The organism is uncultured Clostridium sp. (assembly GCF_947039605.1).
GTDB lineage: Bacteria > Bacillota > Clostridia > Clostridiales > Clostridiaceae > Sarcina.
Genome location: NZ_CAMQZG010000024.1, coordinates 23,911 through 43,896, shown reverse-complemented (window position 1 = coordinate 43,896; position 19,986 = coordinate 23,911). Strand labels below are relative to the sequence as shown.

The following is a 19,986-nucleotide window of genomic DNA, read 5'->3' as shown; positions in this document are numbered from 1 at the left end:
TTTATAGATATAAAAGTATCTAAACATACTTTCGAATCAAGAAAGTGTGCAATAGAACTAGCTAAAAGAATAAAAAAATAAAGAAAGGGGAAAGCTACTTAAGTACCGATGGCTAGTCGGGATCTAAAGACTGTGGAAAAGTAGAGAACAAAAAGCTTTGGTTTTATGTGAATCACTTAGTTGTTCACATAGTTCTATATCAAATTGGAGTAGTGTATGCGAAACAAGGGACAAAGACGCAGTGAAATTCTTGATATGGACATTTTTGTCTATATTTTAAGTAGCAGGTTAGCATGAATAATAAAATTCAGAAGGCTGTGGTTGCAATAGTTGCTATAATTGTTTTTTTTGCAACATTTTTTGGCTCTACAAGAGAGCAGGTCGTTGTTGAAGCAAAGAAAATAGTTTCAGATAGTAATAGTATAAATAATGAATATTTAATGGGGATTCAATCTTTAGAAAATGCACTAGGTGCAAAGGGATTAGTAATACTAGATATAAGAAGTGAAAAAGAATATAATCAAGGACATATCCTAGGGGCAATAGATGTTTCATGGAATCAATTTATTGATAAAAATTCAACTAAAAAAAATAATCAGGAAGCCAAGGGTTCAAACTATACAACAAACTGGACTAATTTTATAAATAAAGATACTTTAACAAAAGAGTTAGATAGTCTTGGTGTAACAGAAAATTCAACAGTTGTAATTTATGGTGATTCAAATGGAGATGATTTAGGCGAGCTTGGTAAACTTTCTTGGATGTTTAGAATGGTTGGTATTCAATCAAAGATGCTTAATGGTGGTTATAAAAACTGGGAATCGCAAGGTTTTAAAACTACAACAGAAATTCCGAGTATTGAAAAGAGCAATATGATAATAGATTCTTTTGTACCTCTTAAAGTGATTAAGAAAGAAGATATACAAAAAAATATTTCTAAGATAAAAATATTAGAACTTGTAAATGATGTAAAGGGTAGTGAAATTAATGTACAAGCTCAGGAAAATAAAGTCAATGATACAACTGATGTAAGTAATAAAACAAATTCAGATTCAGAAAATGTTCAACTTAAAACAAATGAGCAAGATACAAAAATTGATCCGCCAGTAAAGGGTGTTATACAAATAAAGCTAAGTGATATGTTAAATCCTAATGGAACTATAAAACCTGTAAGTCAATTACAAGATTTATTTAGTTCAAAGGGCATTGACCAAAAAGATATAGTATTATTCTATAATACTGATAAGGGGAATTTAGCATTCCTAACATTAATGCTTAATATGGCAGATTATAATAATATAGAAAGCTATAATGCTAGTTTAAAACAAGTTGTGCAGATAACAACACAAATATTAAAAAAAGAGAAAGCTAAAGATAAGGAAGCTAATAAAGATAGCAATGATAATAGCTTATCTCAAAATAATAATATTAAAAATCCTATAACAGATACAAGCAGTACAAATACAAGTAGCACAAATCAAAAAAATGAAAATAATTAGTTAAAAAAACTATCCTAGTAGAAAAAATCTACTAGGATAGTTTTTTTAGTTGCAAGAGTTATTTTAAGAAAATAGATAGAGATTTTGCATATTAAAAAAATATTAAGTAATGACTTATTGCATATTACATAACTTTTCTAACATATAAATATATAGTAGTAATTTATTAAAATAGGAGGGTAAAATGGATGTTTTGTCAAAAACAATAAGTTCTATAACAGCACAAAATTTACTTGGATGGCTTGTTATAGGAATAATTATCATAACTTTTATAATAGGAATTGTATTAAATATTACGATAAAAAGATATTATGATGATTTGAATAAGGATATTTTAGCGGGAATAAATAGAGAGGGTGAGGTTTACTTTCAGATTCCAGAACTTAATAAGATATTTAATAGATTTAAAAAGAGTACAGAGTGTGGAACTGACAACATAAATACACAGGTAATTATAGAAAAAAATCTTGATGATAAATTTACAAAATTTGAGGATACTGCAAAGCTTATTCCATCAATATTAATAGCCCTTGGGCTTCTTGGTACATTCCTTGGTCTAACTCTTGCAATTTTTGAAACAAAAGAAGCTTTAACAGGAATTGAAAGTATAAATGTTTTTACACAGAAGCTTCAAGCACCAATAGCTAGTATGGCAACAGCCTTTTGGACAAGTATATTTGGGGTTCTTACATCAATGGTTTTAAATTTTATGACTCAATCAGTAAAACATTCTAAAAGTAAATTTTATAATGAAATGGAAGACTTTTTAGATAATGAGATATTTGCAAATCATGCAAAAACATTTAATACAATATTTGAAGAGTTTAGCAAAACAGTTAAACTTACAATGCTAACTTTAACAGAGGAAATGACTAATTTATTTAAAAATGGAGTTGAGGAATTAGTTAGTAAAATTAATGCAAGTTCTATTGATCTAACAGAGTCAGCAAATGGGCTTACAGAGTATACAAAAGAGTTCAAAGGGCTTGTTGAAACATTCTCTCATACTGTGCATAGTTTTGAGGCACCGGTTGAATCATTTAATGAATCGGTATCAAGTTTTGTAATTACATCAGAGAATTTAAGTGGAAGTGTTGAAAAAGGATTTAGAGATTTTGTATATTCAGCAGAAAACTTAGATAGAGCTATGGTAGATTTAACAAATAATATAGATACATCATTTGAAGCTATGAGCAGGTCTATGGATGTATCATTAGATAATTTATCAGCAAATCTAGGGCAATGTTTTACAGGGATATCAGTTAAATTTGAAAATTCAATGGGGAAAATGCAAGATGGTATTGATGATAGCATAATAAGAATAAGTAATGCAGTTCTAACAAATGCAGAGAGTTCCCTAGAGGTTGCAGCTACGATTAAAGAAGAAACAGATAATCTTGTAATTAACCAAAATAATATAAAAGATTTAATAGCAGAAGTTAAAAAGAATAATGATGTAAGTAATAAAGAAGTAGCATATCAGACTGTTGTTCTTAATAAACAGACTAAATCATTAGATGATAGTCTTAGAACATTCTCAAAGAGTTCAGAGCATATACCAATATTCCTTGCAGAGAGATTTTCTCATGCTTTAAAAGAGTATTTAGATGATGTGGGGATTAAGATAACTAAACATATAGATAATAATATGGGAACTATACGAAGCGATATTATTGGTGCAAGTAGGACTCTTGATGAAACAATGAATGTTATAGATTCTTCAAGAGAAATAATTAATAGTACTAATAGAAAAAGAAAGGAAACTAACAATTATAGGAGTAAAAGAGAATGAAGCTAAGAAGAAAAAATTATAAGGAAATAGAAGAAAGCCCATCATACTGGCCATCTTTTGTGGATATTATGTCTATAACAGCCTTAGTTTTTTTCTTTATAATGATACTTGCTATGGGTTTTTTAACTGTATATGTAGATGATATATCAACTAAAAGAGAAAAATTATATGATAGGATTGAAATGGAACTTAAAGAAAGTAATGTTGACCCTAGTATGATAAGTTTTAATAGAGATGAAGGTAAAATAGATATAAAAACAGAAACATTTTTTGATACAGATTCAGCAAAGCTTAAAGGTGAAGGAAAGAGAGTTGCTAATATATTTGGTCAAATATTTGAAAGTCTTTTAGATGTAGAAGAGATAAATAATGAAATAGATTATATAGAGATAATAGGCCATACAGATTATGCAGGTACAACTTTTGATAATAGAGAATTATCAACAATGAGGGCTATAAGTTTTTTAAATGAAATAATGCCTATGAATAGTGGACTTGAGAATAAATATGGACCTAAGTTTAAAGCAGCAGGTATGTCAGAGTTTGAAACTAATACGACTCCAGAGGAAAGAAATAAAAGTACAGAAAATTATAATAAAAATGAACACACAGTTGATAGAAAAATAGAGATAAAAATGATATTTAGCAATTCAGATTTAGAAGATGCAATAAAAGAAAGACATAAGGAAGAGGCGGAGAAATAAAAAGAATAACAAAAAAAGCAATCCAACAAATAAATTAATTGGGTTGCTTTTTCTGTTGTGTTTGAAAATTAAAGATAAAAGAAAACTAATTATTTAAAATACAGGTACTAAAAGGCCAATAAGACTAAGAGCCATTACTATGAAAATACCCCAAATGGTTCCAGATTGTTCTAAATTATTATTTTCCATAAAGATTCCCTCCTAAGCAAAATAGTTTAGTTGCATTTTTAGTATTTGCTAGAAGGAAAAAAGTATACAAAATACTTTAGAAAAAGAAATTAAAATTTAAAGTATATTTTAAATTTTAACAATATGTTCAAATGTTTTTTTCTTTTTTAAAAATAGGAATGTTTGGCTTTGGTGGTGGTTATGCAATGATTCCTTTTATACAAAGGGAAGTTGTTGTAAATAATACTTATACTACTTATAATAAGTGCATTTGTATCACTTGCAAAAGAGTCATATGTTGATATAAAAAGAACTCAAGCTATTTTTTAGCTTGAGTTCTTTTTTGAAAAAAGTTAAACTTCAATTTCTTCAACTTCAATTTCTTCTTTTTTATGACCAGTTCTACGATAGTCATATCTATCAAGAAGTTTAGTTGTATAAATTTTAATCACTGAGGCTACAGGACTTGCAAGTATCATACCAATAGGTCCATAGACAAAAGCACCTATAGTGACGGCAAGAATTACAAGATAAGGACTAAGACCTACCTTATTACCAATTAATTTTGGATCAAGATACCAAGCATCAAACTGTTGCAAGATAAATAGGAAGATAAGTGACATTAAACCAAGTTTAAAATCAGCTGCAAAAAGATTTACAAAGAATGCAACTATCATTCCTATAAATGGTCCAAAGTATGGAATCATATTTGTAATACCAACTATTACAGCAAGTAGTAGTAAATACTTTGAATTCATGATGTATAAACCAATAAAAGCGATAACTCCAATTATAAGTGAATCAAATGCTTTTATTGAAATATAAGTACCAACTTTTTTATTAAGTATACTAATAAAAGTTATAGTTCTTGTACCATTTTTTTTACCAAGAGTAGTAAGTGTGATTCTTTTACCAAAAGCCAAGAAATTATCTTTATCAGTCAATACATAGATTGATATCAAAAATCCAAAAACTATATTAACAATAGAAGTTGTTAATAAAATTGCTGTATTTAAGATTCCATTAAACATAGAAGTAAAGACAGTTGAGAATTTCTCGATTATTGTATTTACATCAAAATCAAACGCGTTAAGCTGAGATAAGTGAGCTTGATTTTCTACATTAGATAATATGACTGTAAGCTTGTCTTGGAATTCCGTTGTCAATGTTGGTATAGCATCTACAAGGTCTATTATACTTATATAAAGCTTAGGGAATAAGAAGAAAGCTCCTATAGCTAGTATTCCTACAAATAAGATATAAGTAAGAGCAATGCTTAATCCATGTGAGAGTTTAAATTTTTTGTTAAAAAGTTTAACAACAGGATTAAGTATGTAAGCTATGACAAAGGCTACTACAAATGGGAAAAGTAAGTTGTAAATAGTGTTAATCCCATTAAATAAACTAGCATAGTTATCTATAAGTTTTATAACTACGTAAGAAAGAATTACAACTGCAAAGATTTTGAAATACTTTGAATTATCATTGTTAAAAAGTTTCATTAAAGGCCTCCTAAATTTGAAAAAAAGATATGGAAAATATCTTCATTTATTATAATTATACATAAAAAATGTTTTATAACAATAATTCAAAATAATTATAATAAATTTTTAATTTAATTTAGCAAAAATCTTTAATAAAAAATGACAAATTTAATATTAAAATAGTATAAATATTAAAAATAATGAAATTTGCAAGAAAAATTGCAAGTAGAGTATAAAAATGGTGAAATAATTGATATTTTTAAAAGATTGTTAAAAATAAAATAAAATGATTATTTTTAAGAAAAGGTTTTTAATATACAATAATTAATAAAAAATAAGAAAATATATTGATAAAATAATTTAAATATTTAAATTTTAATAATAATGTCGTTTTAAGTTGAATTTTACACATTAATATATTAAAGTATAATTAAAGATAGTAATAATAAAAAGGTGGGAAAAGAATGAGCAATAATAGTAAGAAGAAGAAGAAGTTAACCTTAATACCGTTAGTTCTAATGATATTTACATCAGTATTTGGATTTGCTAATATGCCTAGAGCCTTTTATTTAATGGGGTATGCAGCAATACCCTGGTATTTATTAGGGGCAATAGCGTTTGTAATACCATATGCATTTATGGTTTCTGAATATGGAGCAGCGTTTAAGGATGAAAAAGGTGGAATATACTCATGGATGGCTAAATCAGTAGGGCCAAGATATGCTTTTGTTGGTACATTCATGTGGTTTGCATCATATGTAATTTGGATGGTTAGTACTTCATCAAGTATTTGGATTCCACTTTCAAATGCAATATTTGGTTCAGATACAACATCTACTTGGAGTTTATTTGGACTTGGTTCAACTCAAACTATAGGTTTACTTGGAGTTTGTTGGATTATTCTTGTAACAATAGTTGGATCAAGAGGACTTGATAAAATTAAAAAAATTACAGGGATAGCAGGGACAGTAGTTGCACTTTTAAATGTAGTTTTAATTGGTGGAGCAATTTTAATATTTATACTTAATAAGGGTCAATTTGCACAGCCTATAACATCTGCTAAAGAATTCTTAGTAGGACCAAACCCTGCTTATGGAAGTCCACTTGCTATGATGTCATTTGCAGTATTTGCAATATTTGCTTTTGGTGGAATAGAAGTTGTTGGAGGACTTGTTGATGAGTCTGAAAACCCTACAAAAACTTTCCCTAAAGCAATAACTCTTGCAGCTATAATAATTGCGGTTGCTTATGCAATTGGAATATTTGTTTGTGGTATGTTTACAAACTGGGACTCAGCTTTATCTGGTGGTTCAGTTAATATGGCAAACGTTGCATATGTTTTAATGAAAAACTTTGGAGTTCAATTAGGCTTAGCCCTTGGAACAACAGCTGCTACAGCGGCTACAATTGGAATATGGGTTGCTAGATTTGTAGGACTTTCAATGTTTATAGCTTTAACAGGAGCTTTCTTCACATTAACTTACTCACCAGTAAAACAATTAATTGAAGGAACACCAAAAGAAATGTGGCCAAAATGGATCACAAAAGAAAATAAAGCTGGAATGCCTATTGGAGCTATGGCAGTTCAATGTGCTATAGTTGCAGTTATGATTTTCTTAACATCATTTGGAGGCGAAAATGCTTCAGAGTTCTTCTCAAAGTTAGTTCTTATGACTAACGTTGCAATGACTATTCCAAATATGTTTATAGCAGGAGCGTTCTATAAATTTAAAAAGAATAAATCTATTGAAAAACCTTTTGAATTATATAAATCAAAAGGAATGGCTTTAGTTGGAGTTTTATCAGTTATCATAGTTGTAGGACTTGGTAACATAATGACAGTAATTGAACCTGTAATTCAAAGTGGAGATTGGGAATCAACATTATGGATGATAGCAGGACCAATTATATTTGCTATAATAGCACTTATATTATTCCAAAAATCTAAGCATCATTTTATAAAAGATGAATTAAAATAAGAAATTTGACTCCTTACTTAGATTTTCTAAGTAAGGAGTTTTTTTATGTCAGAAATTAAAAATTTGAATATTATATATAAATCTATTGTTTAGGGGTATATATGATTATAGAAATTGGAATTGATATTATGATAATAAGACTCTTAATGGCTTGTTTTATTGGAGGAATAATAGGATATGAAAGGGAGAAACATAATAGAGCAGCAGGGTTTAGAACTCATATATTAGTCTGTGTTGGTGCTTGTATAATATCATTGATTGAAATGAGAATGGAAGAAGAGTTTTTAAAAGAATATTATGCGTATGGGATTGATACTGTTGGAATTCAAGTTACAAGAGGAAGGCTTGCGGCGCAGGTTATTAGTGGAATAGGATTTTTAGGAGCAGGAACTATTATGGTCCATAAAGGTTCTATAAAAGGGCTTACAACCGCCGCATCATTGTGGGTTGTAGCTTGTCTTGGAATAGCAATAGGTTATGGTCAGATTTGGGTAGCATTTTTGGGAGTGGGTCTTGCATTAACAACGCTTGTACTGCTTGGAGTAGTTCAAGAAAAAATTATGAATAAAGATTTAAGGTGTAAATTAGAAGTTGTATATACCAATAAAAAAGAAGTTCTAGAGCATATTGAAAACATATTTTTTACCCATGATATTCAAATAGAAAGTTTTAAAGTAAATGATAATAGTAAGGAGAATAGTGAGGGGACATTAGAGTATAAAATAATATTGCCAAAGAAAATTAAAGTATCAATGCTTAAAAATAAACTTATGATGAATGAATATATTAGTAAAGTAAAAAGAGTGAAATGAAAAAAAGAAGTGGCTAGAAACTATTCGAGCCACTTCTTTGTATTATATTATTTAAATATGCATCTTAAAAGCTTTCCATCAGTATCAAGCATAGCATCATCTAGAAGCTTTGTGATTGTTGGAGCTATATCAATTATTCTCATAGGGCCAATGTTAAAATCTTCTTTAACTCTTGGATCACAAACTATGAAAAATGTTCCATTCTCATAATTTGAAGGCTTATAACCATGTGTTGATTTATCATATTTAGTACCAACTTTTTCAATAACCTTATCACCATCAAAGTTATTAATAAAATAGTAACCATCATTTGCTTCAATCATTAAATCACAATTTGGATCAGCACCAAACTTTGTAGCTTCTTGCTTATTATATATACTTTTAATACAACCAAAGTTTGTTTCTGAAAGCTTGTTTATTTCCATTGTTACTTTTTCTAGTAAAGTTTTATTATTTTTATCTTTTAAATAAATATAAGCAGAACCATCACAAAAATTACAAAAGACTTCATGATAGTCTATTTTTTTATTTGTTTTATCAAGTCCAAGCCAGCATTTATCAAGAAATAATTTATTGAGTTTTATTACACTATGGGTTTCTTTCATACTATGATCACCTAAAAGGATTATACAAGCATCATCAAGTGAGTCAATAGTTTGTAGTTTTGTTATTACATCGCCAAGTCTAGCATCATGACGCATTAAAGCATAGTTAGCTTCTTTTGACTTATAACCGTGCTTATGTCTATTAGTATCAACATCTGTTAGATGAAGAAAGGCTACATCAGGCATATATTCAGTTAATGTATATAAGAAACAATTCATAGAAAAGTTATCAAGTTGTGGTTGTCTTAGTCCTTCCCTGATAGAAGCAAATTTATTATTTAAATTAAGCTGATATTTAATACTTCCGTTTAGTGCAGACACCATTATTTGATTTTGCCATCCTTTGTTTGGAAATATCTCTGGCATGTTATATTTAATATTAGCCTGACAAGTTACAGGCCAAAGGATAGAGCTACAAGTAAGTTTGTTTCTTTTTATAACATCAAAGAGTGTATCACCTTTAATTTCGCTCTTCTTCCAAAACCAATCGGGGTTTAAACAGTTGCTTACTTGGATTTTTATATTATTTATAACATTATGATTTTTGGGTAGCATACCAGTTATAATACTTGTATGAACTGGGTATGTTAAAGATGGATAAACACTTTCGACTTCCGTTGAGTAAGAAGACCTTTTTAAAAGTTTACCAAAGTGTGGAAGTTTTGATAAAAAAGCAAGGTCGTTTCCATCTACAGCATCAAATGATATAATAATAAATTTTTTTTTGTTCATTAAAACCTCCTAAAAAATGTAATTAGTATAATTATAGCGTAATTTGAAGAAAATCCATACATAATAAATATAAAATTTGAAATATAAACTAAAAAAAGTTATGATAATATATAAAATAAAGAGATGAAAACAAAAGAAAAGGGATGAGGGTGATAAAATGAAATTTAAATTTTGTCCACAATGTGGTTCAGAGTTAGAACTTAGAGATAATTACGATGAGGGATTGGTCCCATATTGTAAAGAAGATAAGACATTATATTTTGATTTACCAAAGTCATGTATGGTTGTAGCTGTTTTAAAGGGTGATAAGGTTTTATTATTGAAACAAAGTTATATTTTTAAAGAAAGCAAAGTATTATTATCAGGTTATGTTGGGATAGATGAAACAGTTGAAGAGACTGTTTATAGAGAAGTAAAAGAGGAAGCTGGGATTTTAGTTAAAAATATAGAATATATAGGTAGTGATTATGTAGAAGGAAAAGAACTTTCAATGCTTACATATGTTGCACAGTACGAAAGTGGAGAAATTAATCAGTCAGCAGAGGTTGAATTTATCGACTGGGTTAATCTTTGTGATGCTCTTGATGAAATGAAGGAAGATACTATTGGACAAAGAGTAATTAAAAAGATTTTAGAGAATAAAGGTGATGGAGTAATTTATCCATTTAAACAAGTTGAGTTTATAGAGGAAGTTTAAAATTTCCAAAAAAAAGATAATTTTCAGGAAAAAAGTATTGCTTTTATTTCTTATTGTGGTAACATTATAATCAAATATTAATATAATATATAGAAAACTTAATAAAGTAAACTTTTGTAGAGGTGCCAAAATTAAGAGTAAGTATTAGGAGTCGCAAGCTTTGATTAATACTAAAAGGAAAATTGGCCGAAGATTGATAGTGCAAAATATCATTCTGGACATATGCATAACATGTATATGGCTGTCACATTAATTGCAAAATAATTGTAATAATAAAGTGGAGTGCTACTAAGTGTTAATTTAAATAAGGTTTGTGCTGGGCTAGTATAGATTTTTATTGTAACATTTGTAATTTGTACCCACTGTGAAAACAGTGGGTTTTTATTTTAATTTTATATTTTGTGGGGGCTATTATCAGTTGAGTTTTAAGACTAGACTAATTTTAAAAAATATATGGAGGTAATTTAAGATGAAAATGTTTGGGGCAATGAAAGTAGAAAACAATGAACTTTATATTGGAGGGGTAAGCTGCACAGAGCTTGCAAAAACTCATGGAACACCATTATATGTTATGGATGAGGAACTTGTAAGAAATAATTGTAGAGATTTCTTTAATAATTTTAAGTGTGAGGCTAGAAATAATAGAGTAGTATATGCAGGAAAAGCTTGTATGACTATGGCTATGTGTAAAATAGCAGAAGAAGAAGGTTTATGTCTTGATGTAGTATCAGGAGGAGAACTTTATACAGCTTATAAAAGTGGATTCCCTATGGAAAAAATTTATTTTCATGGAAATAATAAAACAGTAGAAGAGATAAACATGGGGCTTGAATATGGAATAGGTAGATTTATGGTTGATAATCATAATGAATTATATAATATAGATAGAATTGCTAGAGATAAAGGGATGGTTCAAAAAATATATATAAGAATCACACCTGGAATTGAGGCACATACACATGATTATATTAAAACAGGACAACTTGATTCAAAATTTGGATTCCCAGTTATCGGTGATGATATAATTACACTTATGAATGAAGTGAAAGAACTTAAAAATGTTGAGTTAGTTGGACTTCATTGTCACATAGGTTCACAAATATTTGATTTAGAGCCATTTGAGGATGCAGCAGAAGTTATGCTTAATCTTATGGATAACATTTATAGAGAGTGTGGAATTAGGATACATGAGTTAGATCTTGGCGGTGGATTTGGAGTTTATTATACAAGCGAAGATAATCCAAGAACTACTAAAGAATATTGCGAGGCTATATTAAATAAAGTTGAGGAAGTATGTGAAAGACTTAGTTATCCATTACCCCTATTAAGCATAGAGCCAGGTAGAAGTTTAGTTGCTAATGCTGGTACAAGTTTATATGAAATTGGTGCTGTTAAAACTATAGAAGGTGTTAGAACTTATGCTTCAACTGATGGGGGAATGAGTGATAATATTAGAACTGCTTTATATGGTGCAAAGTATGAATGCTGTACAGCTAGCAGAATGGAAGGTGAAAATCAAGTTGTAACAATTGCAGGAAAATGCTGTGAGTCAGGTGATGTCTTAGTAAATGATGCTAATATAACGAAACTTGAAACAGGAGATATTCTTGCTATGATGACAACAGGGGCTTATGGATATTCAATGGCTAGTAATTATAATAGAATGCCAAGACCAGCAGTAGTTATGGTTCAAAATGGCTTATCAAGAGTAGTATGCAAAAAAGAAAGTTTTGATGACATGATTAAAAATGAGTGTATTTAAAAACTAAAAATAATTTGAAATATATATAACTCAATATAGATTTAGAAAAACTTTGCTTAAATATTAATTTAAGTAGAGTTTTTTTGTTTTGTAGTAAAATATTAAAAAAATGTAATACCCACATATGTTATAATAATTATGGATAAAAATGGTAAAAGAAAAAGGGGGATTATTATGAAGTTTTTTAAAGATTGGATAGTACCGGTAGTTTGTGCTGTGGTGATTGCTTTTTTGATTAATAAGTTTTTAATCTTTAAGGTAGAAGTACCATCTGGGTCTATGATACCAACGGTTATGATAGGTGATCAGATATTTGTGAGAAAAGTTTATAATACATCTAAAATTGAGCGTGGGGATATTGTAGTTTTTAAAAAAGATGGTAAGAAAGAATTACTTCTTAAAAGAGTTATAGGACTTCCTGGTGAAAATGTTGAGGTTAAGGATGGTGGTAACGTTTATATTAATGGAGTATTTTTAGATGAACCTTATGTGGAAAATCCAGATGCATTGACAGGTATATTTACAGTTCCAATGGATAGTTATTTAATGATGGGGGATAATAGAAAAAATAGTGAGGATGCAAGAATGTGGAAGGAACCATATATTTCAGAAAAAAATATTATAGCAAAAGCTGGTCTTAGAATTTATCCATTTAATAGTATCGGATTTTTAGAATAATATCATTAATAAAGGGTTAATTTAGCGTTTGACTATATTGTTTTAAGTAAATATAGTCAAATGCTAATTTTTTTTAGAAATGTTTCAAAATTATTCAAAAAAAATTGTGATTTAATTAGTATATAGTATAATATTTATAGGAAAAATAATAAATATGTAAGAGAAAATATATCTAAAATATGATATACTTATTATTAACAAAAAATCAATCAGAAATCTTGAGAGGGAGATAAAACTTGATTTTTTTATATTGGTGAAATTACTGTGAACTCAATGCATTAAGGGATGTTTGACATATAGTTGTTATAAAAATATGGTAGTATTACGACATATATTAAAGAGTAGAATTGTACATCAATAAAACAATAAAGTTATGGTTAGGTATTAATGTAATACCCACCCGATTTGAGAGAAATTTATCAATGTTTCTGAGGAAGTTTGGAGTAACTAGACTTTTAATAGAAAGGGATTGGTGTAATGAACACGAATAACAATGTGTTTATAAAAATTATCAAAGATTGGATAATACCTATAGTGTGTGCTATTATACTTGCAACTTTGATTAATAAGTTTCTTATTTTTAAGGTTGTGGTACCAACAGGTTCTATGGAACCAACGGTAATGCCAGGTAATCAAATTTTTGCTGTAAAAATTTACAATCCATCTAAAATAAAAAGAGGGCAAATAGTAGTCTTTAAAAAAGAAGGCGAAAAAGAATTACTTCTTAAAAGAGTAATAGGTCTCCCAGGAGATACTATACAAATAAAAGATGGCGGAAAAGTTTACATAAACGGAGAGCTTTTAAATGAGCCCTATGTTAAGTATTCTGATCCATTAGGCGGGACATTCCATGTTCCAGAGGGTGAATATTTTATGCTAGGTGATAATAGGGCAAATAGTAGAGACTCTAGGTATTGGAAAGATCCATATATACCAGGAGGTAATATAATAGCCAAAGCGTGGCTAAGAGTATATCCTTTTGATAAAATTGGGTTCTTGAAGGATAACAATTAAACTATTTGAAGAAAGACTGTAGAAAGGAAGCGAGAAGATGTTTAAGGGTAATAAAAAACTTAAGTATATTCTGATTTATGGTGCAATAGTTGCTGGTTTAATTATAAGTTTCAACTATGCGAAGGTAGAAATGTCTACTCAAAAAGTACCGTACAGTCAGTTTAAGACAATGTTAAATGCAAATCAAATACAAGCCGTTGAGTTTGTAAATGGAGAGATTAAAATAACTCCTAAAAAAGATACTCCAGAGTATGGAAAAACTCTATACGCAGTAAATGTTGGAGAAGGTCCTCAATTAATAAATCAATTAGAGGCTAAAGATGTTAAATTTGGTGCAGCGCTTCCACAAGCATTCCCAATATTTGAATTATTACTTTACTGGGTAGGTCCATTAGTATTCTTCTTAATCATTGGAAAACTTATGTTTGGTAAAATGGATAAGAAAATGGGTGGCGGAGTTATGTCATTCGGAAAAAATAATGCTAAATTATATGCAGAGGATGAAACAGGTAAAACTTTTGATGATGTAGCAGGTCAAGAAGAGGCTAAAGAATCATTAAAAGAAATTGTTGAATTCTTACATGATACTGACAAATATGTTTCAATAGGGGCAAAGCTTCCTAAAGGTGCATTACTTGTAGGTCCTCCAGGGACTGGTAAAACTTTACTTGCTAAGGCAGTTGCAGGGGAAGCAAAAGTTCCTTTCTTCTCACTTGCAGGTTCAGATTTTGTTGAGATGTTTGTTGGTATGGGAGCTTCTAGAGTAAGAGATTTATTCAAACAAGCAGCACAAAAAGCACCATGTATTATCTTTATAGATGAGATTGATGCAATTGGTAAAAGTAGAGAAGGTTCAATCCAAGGAAATGATGAGAGAGAACAAACTCTTAATCAATTACTTACAGAGATGGACGGATTTGATGGTTCAAAAGGAGTTGTAATTCTTGCAGCTACTAACAGACCAGAAGTTCTTGATAAAGCTTTATTAAGAGCAGGAAGATTTGATAGAAGAGTTATAGTTGATAAACCAGACTTTATTGGTAGAGAAGCTATTCTTAGAGTTCATACTAAAGAGGTTAAAATTTCAAAAGAAGTATCACTTGAGGCAATCGCTAAATCAACTCCAGGAGCAGTAGGAGCAGACCTTGCTAATATAGTAAATGAAGCTGCATTAAGAGCTGTTAAACATGGTAGAAAACTTGTTATACAAGAAGATTTAGAAGATGCTGCTGAAATGGTAATTGCAGGTAAAGAGAAAAAAGATACAATAATGAATGATAAAGAACTTAGAACTGTAGCGTATCATGAAGTTGGTCACGCACTTGTAGCAGCAATGCTTAATAATACAGATCCAGTTCATAAGATAACAATAGTTCCAAGAACTATGGGAGCGCTTGGTTATACAATGCAACTTCCAGAAGAAGAAAAATATCTTCTTAGTAAAGATGAAATGATAGATCAAATTTCTGTTATGTTTGGTGGTAGATCTGCTGAAGAAGTTGAATTCGGAAGAATTACAACAGGAGCTTCAAATGATATTGAAAGAGCTACTCAAACAGCTAGAAATATGGTAACTGTTTATGGTATGAGTGATAGATTTGACATGATGGGTCTTGAGTCTGCTTCAAGTAGATATATGGATGGTAGAAATGTTATGAATTGTTCTGCTGCAACAGCTACAATAGTTGATGAAGAAGTTCTGAAAATTATTAAAGCAGCTCATAAAAAAGCTGTTGATATTCTTACAGAAAATAAAGATTTACTTGATGAAATATCAAGTGTACTTCTTGATAAAGAAACTATCATGGGTGATGAATTCTTAGAAATAGTTTATGCTAAGTATCCAGAGAAAAAAGAAAAATATGATGAACTTAAGAAAGAAAAAGAATTCTTAAAAGAAAGATCTAAGATAAGAAGAGCAGAAAAAGCTAAACTTGCACAGGCAAGAGAAGAAGAGAGAAGAGAGAGAATTGAAGAGGAAGCTGTAGCACTTGAAGCATTAGAGCGAGAAGAAAGACTTGCAAAACTTGAAGCTGCTAAAGATGAATTAGATATGATTGCAGGACCAGCTACTGACAAAGAAGAGATAATCTTTGATGCAGATAAAAAAGTTGAGGAAAAGCTACTTCTTGAAGAAAAGAAAAAATTAGCTTTAGAAGAGAAAAATGATGAAGTCATCACTGAAAAGAAAGATGATGAATTAGAATAATTTTAAGCTAGTAAAAAAGGCTGTCTTTTATAAGACAGCTCTTTTTTCGCTTATAGAAGTAAGTATTAAAAAATAAAGTGTTAGAATTCATGGTATAATGGATATACTTAAAATATAGAGTGTGAAAGGATTTGATTAAATGTCAAAGCATGATATAGATAGAACAAAAAATGTCGAGTTTTTAGTTGAAGAAAGAAAACTTGAGGAAACATCAAAAATAATAGCAGAAGAAATGCTATCTTATGTAAATAAAAGAAAATTTCTTACAGAATATATTGTAACTCAAAGAAAAGCAGCAATTGAAGAATATAGAGATGATGAAGATAAACTTATAGAGTATTTTGATCATGAATCTTATGTTAGAGAAGAATCTTTCAAAATGATAGATAGAAAACTCAAAGAGCTTACTATTTTAAAAGATTCACCTTACTTTGGAAGAATTGGATATACAGATAAAGAGTTTGATGAAATTGGAACTTTATATGTAGGAAGATTTGGAGTTACACCGGAGGGAACTTTTGAGCCAGTAGTAGTAGATTGGAGAGCACCAATTGCATCACTTTTCTATCATGGTAGTTTAGGAGAAGCATCATATGTAGCACCAAGTGGGGATATAGATGTTGATATAACTGCTAGAAGACAATTAATTATTAAAAAGGCTATGCTTGAGGGATTATTTGATTCAGAGGTAGATGTAAAAGATGAAATTTTACAAATGGTTTTAAGTAATAATACATCAGAGAAACTTAAAGATGTTATTATGACTCTTCAGGCAGAGCAAGATAAAATAATAAGACTTCCAAGAACTAAAAATATAGTTGTTAATGGAGTTGCTGGTAGTGGAAAAACTACAATTGCACTTCATAGAGTAGCTTATCTTCTTTATAATAATAGAGAAGAACTAGAGGGGAAAGTATTAATACTTGGACCTAATAGTATCTTTATGGATTACATATCACAAGTACTACCAAGTCTTGGAGAAGTAGGGGTTAAGCAAGAAACTTTCCTTGGATTTGCAATGTCTGAAATTGATGAAGAGATATCAATAATGCCATATGAAGAGTACTTAGAGAAGATAGTTCAAAAAGATGGTGAAACTGTAGAGCGAGAAGCTTTTAAAAACTCTCATGAGTTTATTGAAGAATTAGATAAGTTTACAGAAGAGTTATCACAAGGATATTTTGATATAAAGCCAGTTGAAGGTTATGGAGATATAATAGTTTCAGTTGATGAAATTAGAGAATTATTCGATAAACATTATGCTTATATGCCTCTATTTAGAAGAGCTGAAAAAATCAAAAGAATTCTTACAATGAAGATAAAAGATAAAAGAGATGAAAAGTTTAGAGACCTTATAAAAGAAATTAAAGATTTAAAAGAATCATTAAGTGAAGAAGAACTTGTAATCCAAGAAACTGATATTGAGTTTAAAAGAAAGATTAAGGTAAGAGAACTTGTTCAAGAAGTTATGGATATTAGAAAAACACTTGATGAGTGGATACAAACAGAGAGTTGTGTATCACTTTATAATAAGTTTAATAAAAATAGAGTTATAACAGTAAATGATTTAGCTCCAATTTTATATCTTATGATTAAGTTTGAAGGTAAAAAAGCTAGTAAAGATTTTAGACATGTTGTAATTGATGAAGCACAAGATTATTCTCCATTACAGTTTAAAGTTATACGAGCGCTTATCGGAAGCAAGTACTTTACAGTTGTTGGTGATGTTAACCAAAGACTTATTAAGTATTCAGAAAAAGCAGCAATGATTGAACTTGCTGATATATTTAATGATGTAGAAACAGAAGTTTATAATTTAAATAATAGTTATAGAAGTACATCAGAGATTATGAACTATGCAAATAAATTCTTAAAAGAAGATAAAATAGTTCCTCTTGTTAGAGAAGGCGAAAAAGTTGAAGTTTTACGTACTTCAGATGTTCAAGAGTATAAAGAAAAGATAGTATCTCAAATTAAAAAGCTTAATGCACAAGGTTTAGAGAGTGTTGCAATAATAACTAGAAATGCAACTAGATTAAAAGAAGTATGGAATCTTTTAAAAGAGGACATACATCTTGTTAAGTTTGATAATGAGGATATTTTCTATAAAGGTGGAAATCTTATAATACCTACTTACTTTGCAAAAGGGTTAGAATTTGATGGTGTTATAATGGCAGATTTTGAAGAGGACTTAAGAGAAGAAGACTTAATTAAGTATATAATGAGTACAAGAGCACTTCATAGTTTAAGTGATGTTGTATTAAAAAAATAAAATTGTATCTAAAGGTCAAGATAATTTATGTATTATCTTGGCCTTTTTTGTATTTAAAATAATGGAAGAGTAAAATTCCTTGAAAATAATATTGTAATCTTTTACATTTAATGGTAGATTAGAATTGTGGTAAAAAATGTTAATAAAAGAAACTTGTTTCAAAAATTTTAGATGTGTTTTTTCTGAATTAATAGCAAGTTTGATTAATATAATTATAAAAAAAGATGAAAAATTTCTTTACGAATGATAGTTCGGAAAAAATATTAAATAACCGTTAATATATAGAGAATTTAAAATGATATAAATATTTTTGTGATAAAGATATGCTATAATAACTAACGAAGTGATAATAAAATCAATAAATATTAGAAAAGTGATTATTAGAATATGTTTAATGATAATAAATTGCTAATTTGGTTAATGTTGATTTTGTATTATAAATATTTAAATTTTTAGGGGGACGATTACATGAAAAAAAGAGTAATTGCAATGGCAGTAACAGCTTTAATGGCAACAGGTGTTTTAGCAGGCTGTGGTAGCTCATCAGAGGGTGGAGATACAGCTACAGATAGTGGAAAAGCTACATTACAAGTAGGAATGATTACAGATGCAGGAACGATTGATGATAAATCATTCAATCAAGGTACTTGGGAAGGGATTCTTAAAGCTAAAGAAGAGCTTGGAATTAAGGAGAAGTACTTACAACCAAAAGGACAAACAGAGGCAGATTATTTAAACGAAATTACTAACATATACGATGCTGGTAATAAGTTAATTATAACTCCAGGGTTTAAGTTTGAAACAGCTATATACAAAGCACAAGAAAAATATAAAGATGCTAAGTTTGTATTAATAGATGGAGCACCTAAAAAAGATGCTAATACAATGGAGCCAACTGTAGGAGAAAACACAGTTTCAATATTCTATGCAGAGCATGAATCAGGATTCCTTGCAGGAGTTGCTACAGCTTTAGAAGTTAAAGAAGGTGATGTTGGATTTATAGGTGGTCTTGAAATACCTCCAGTTCAAAAGTTTAACTGGGGATTCCAACAAGGTATAGCTTATGCTAATGAGAAGCTTGGAACAAAAGTAACAATTAAAGAAGAAAATGTAATTTATGCAGAATCATTTGAAGATCATGCTAAAGGGACACAAATAGCAGCTACTATGTATGATAGAGGCGTTAAAGCTATATTTGCTTCAGCTGGAAAAGTTGGAGTTGGTGTTATCACAGAAGCTAAGACAAGAGCAGCTAAAGGCGAAGAAGTTTGGGTTGTTGGAGTTGATGTTGATCAATATGAAGATGGAATATATGAAGAAGGCAAATCAGTAGTTCTTACATCAGCGACTAAGAAGATTGGTAAGTCAGCTTATGACATGATTAATAATGAGCTTAAAGGTGAATTCCCAGGTGGAGAAACTTTCATAGTTGATATTAAAACTGATGATGTTGGACTTCCAGCAGAAAATCCTAATTTATCAGCTGAAACTATGGCTAAGGTCAATGAAACAGTTGAATTAGTAAAGTCAGGAGAAATCAAAGTTTCTGGTGAAAAAGGTGATTTAATCAAGTAATTTA

General features: G+C 29.5%; 14 protein-coding genes, 1 pseudogene and 1 riboswitch. Of the genes and pseudogenes, 13 read left to right on the top strand and 2 right to left on the bottom strand.

Going from position 1 to position 19,986, the window contains the following annotated elements; translation table 11 throughout:
* The first annotated feature begins 293 nt into the window (after nucleotides 1–293).
* The 4 genes and pseudogenes from Q0V24_RS10315 to Q0V24_RS10300 form a co-directional block, all read left to right on the top strand.
* A complete protein-coding gene (locus Q0V24_RS10315; RefSeq protein ID WP_297521131.1) occupies nucleotides 294–1,499 on the top strand; it encodes a sulfurtransferase in 1,206 nt (401 codons plus the stop codon).
* Nucleotides 1,500–1,683: 184 nt separating this feature from the next.
* Complete coding sequence (locus Q0V24_RS10310) at nucleotides 1,684–3,291, top strand: hypothetical protein (RefSeq protein ID WP_297521129.1); 1,608 nt, start codon at nucleotides 1,684–1,686, stop codon at nucleotides 3,289–3,291.
* Nucleotides 3,288–3,995: an OmpA family protein gene (locus Q0V24_RS10305; RefSeq protein ID WP_297521127.1), complete on the top strand. Its 708-nt coding sequence runs from the start codon at nucleotides 3,288–3,290 to the stop codon at nucleotides 3,993–3,995. Before Q0V24_RS10310 ends, Q0V24_RS10305 begins: the two co-directional genes overlap by 4 nt.
* Before the next feature lie 320 nt (nucleotides 3,996–4,315).
* Nucleotides 4,316–4,414, top strand: a pseudogene (locus tag Q0V24_RS10300) (chromate transporter); the annotation flags it as partial.
* Nucleotides 4,415–4,516: 102 nt separating this feature from the next.
* Here Q0V24_RS10300 and Q0V24_RS10295 read toward each other — a convergent pair.
* The gene (locus Q0V24_RS10295; protein WP_297521125.1) at nucleotides 4,517–5,665 is read right to left on the bottom strand and encodes an AI-2E family transporter; all 1,149 of its coding nucleotides are present in this window, start codon (nucleotides 5,663–5,665) and stop codon (nucleotides 4,517–4,519) included.
* A gap of 446 nt (nucleotides 5,666–6,111) precedes the next feature.
* On the opposite strand from Q0V24_RS10295, the gene yjeM reads away from it, so the two are divergent.
* Entirely contained in the window at nucleotides 6,112–7,626 is a 1,515-nt protein-coding gene (yjeM, locus tag Q0V24_RS10290) for a glutamate/gamma-aminobutyrate family transporter YjeM (protein WP_297521123.1), read from the top strand.
* 101 nt (nucleotides 7,627–7,727) lie between these two features.
* On the top strand, nucleotides 7,728–8,438 hold the full coding sequence (locus tag Q0V24_RS10285) for an MgtC/SapB family protein (protein ID WP_297521121.1): 711 nt from the start codon (nucleotides 7,728–7,730) through the stop codon (nucleotides 8,436–8,438).
* Nucleotides 8,439–8,485: 47 nt separating this feature from the next.
* On the opposite strand, the gene Q0V24_RS10280 is transcribed toward Q0V24_RS10285, so the two are convergent.
* Nucleotides 8,486–9,775 (bottom strand): alkaline phosphatase family protein, encoded by a 1,290-nt coding sequence (locus Q0V24_RS10280; protein WP_297521119.1) that lies wholly within the window; start codon nucleotides 9,773–9,775, stop codon nucleotides 8,486–8,488.
* 157 nt (nucleotides 9,776–9,932) lie between these two features.
* Between Q0V24_RS10280 and Q0V24_RS10275 the strand changes: the two genes are divergently transcribed.
* The 7 genes from Q0V24_RS10275 to Q0V24_RS10245 all read left to right on the top strand — a co-directional run bounded on the left by Q0V24_RS10275 (nucleotide 9,933) and on the right by Q0V24_RS10245 (nucleotide 19,982).
* Entirely contained in the window at nucleotides 9,933–10,472 is a 540-nt protein-coding gene (locus Q0V24_RS10275) for an NUDIX domain-containing protein (protein WP_297521117.1), read from the top strand.
* A 109-nt stretch (nucleotides 10,473–10,581) separates the two neighbouring features.
* A riboswitch (Lysine riboswitch) is annotated at nucleotides 10,582–10,768 on the top strand.
* 173 nt (nucleotides 10,769–10,941) lie between these two features.
* Nucleotides 10,942–12,234, top strand: a complete 1,293-nt coding sequence (lysA, locus tag Q0V24_RS10270; protein WP_297521115.1) for a diaminopimelate decarboxylase — start codon at nucleotides 10,942–10,944, stop codon at nucleotides 12,232–12,234.
* A gap of 174 nt (nucleotides 12,235–12,408) precedes the next feature.
* The gene (lepB, locus tag Q0V24_RS10265; protein WP_297521113.1) at nucleotides 12,409–12,912 is read left to right on the top strand and encodes a signal peptidase I; all 504 of its coding nucleotides are present in this window, start codon (nucleotides 12,409–12,411) and stop codon (nucleotides 12,910–12,912) included.
* Nucleotides 12,913–13,389: 477 nt separating this feature from the next.
* Complete coding sequence (gene lepB / locus Q0V24_RS10260) at nucleotides 13,390–13,926, top strand: signal peptidase I (RefSeq protein WP_297521111.1); 537 nt, start codon at nucleotides 13,390–13,392, stop codon at nucleotides 13,924–13,926.
* Nucleotides 13,927–13,963: 37 nt separating this feature from the next.
* Nucleotides 13,964–16,135, top strand: coding sequence for an ATP-dependent zinc metalloprotease FtsH (gene ftsH, locus Q0V24_RS10255; protein WP_297521109.1), 2,172 nt, complete (start codon nucleotides 13,964–13,966; stop codon nucleotides 16,133–16,135).
* 139 nt (nucleotides 16,136–16,274) lie between these two features.
* Nucleotides 16,275–18,407, top strand: a complete 2,133-nt coding sequence (locus tag Q0V24_RS10250; RefSeq protein ID WP_297521107.1) for a UvrD-helicase domain-containing protein — start codon at nucleotides 16,275–16,277, stop codon at nucleotides 18,405–18,407.
* 468 nt (nucleotides 18,408–18,875) lie between these two features.
* Nucleotides 18,876–19,982: a BMP family protein gene (locus tag Q0V24_RS10245; protein ID WP_297521105.1), complete on the top strand. Its 1,107-nt coding sequence runs from the start codon at nucleotides 18,876–18,878 to the stop codon at nucleotides 19,980–19,982.
* Nucleotides 19,983–19,986: the final 4 nt, after the last annotated feature.

Coding starts and splice junctions, on each gene's coding strand:
- lepB (WP_297521111.1), top strand. CDS start 13,390: ATGAACACGAATAACAATGTGTTTATAAAAATTATCAAAGATTGGATA.
- Q0V24_RS10285 (WP_297521121.1), top strand. CDS start 7,728: ATGATTATAGAAATTGGAATTGATATTATGATAATAAGACTCTTAATG.
- yjeM (WP_297521123.1), top strand. CDS start 6,112: ATGAGCAATAATAGTAAGAAGAAGAAGAAGTTAACCTTAATACCGTTA.
- Q0V24_RS10315 (WP_297521131.1), top strand. CDS start 294: ATGAATAATAAAATTCAGAAGGCTGTGGTTGCAATAGTTGCTATAATT.
- Q0V24_RS10280 (WP_297521119.1), bottom strand. CDS start 9,775: ATGAACAAAAAAAAATTTATTATTATATCATTTGATGCTGTAGATGGA.
- Q0V24_RS10295 (WP_297521125.1), bottom strand. CDS start 5,665: ATGAAACTTTTTAACAATGATAATTCAAAGTATTTCAAAATCTTTGCA.
- Q0V24_RS10275 (WP_297521117.1), top strand. CDS start 9,933: ATGAAATTTAAATTTTGTCCACAATGTGGTTCAGAGTTAGAACTTAGA.
- Q0V24_RS10310 (WP_297521129.1), top strand. CDS start 1,684: ATGGATGTTTTGTCAAAAACAATAAGTTCTATAACAGCACAAAATTTA.
- ftsH (WP_297521109.1), top strand. CDS start 13,964: ATGTTTAAGGGTAATAAAAAACTTAAGTATATTCTGATTTATGGTGCA.
- lepB (WP_297521113.1), top strand. CDS start 12,409: ATGAAGTTTTTTAAAGATTGGATAGTACCGGTAGTTTGTGCTGTGGTG.
- lysA (WP_297521115.1), top strand. CDS start 10,942: ATGAAAATGTTTGGGGCAATGAAAGTAGAAAACAATGAACTTTATATT.
- Q0V24_RS10305 (WP_297521127.1), top strand. CDS start 3,288: ATGAAGCTAAGAAGAAAAAATTATAAGGAAATAGAAGAAAGCCCATCA.
- Q0V24_RS10245 (WP_297521105.1), top strand. CDS start 18,876: ATGAAAAAAAGAGTAATTGCAATGGCAGTAACAGCTTTAATGGCAACA.
- Q0V24_RS10250 (WP_297521107.1), top strand. CDS start 16,275: ATGTCAAAGCATGATATAGATAGAACAAAAAATGTCGAGTTTTTAGTT.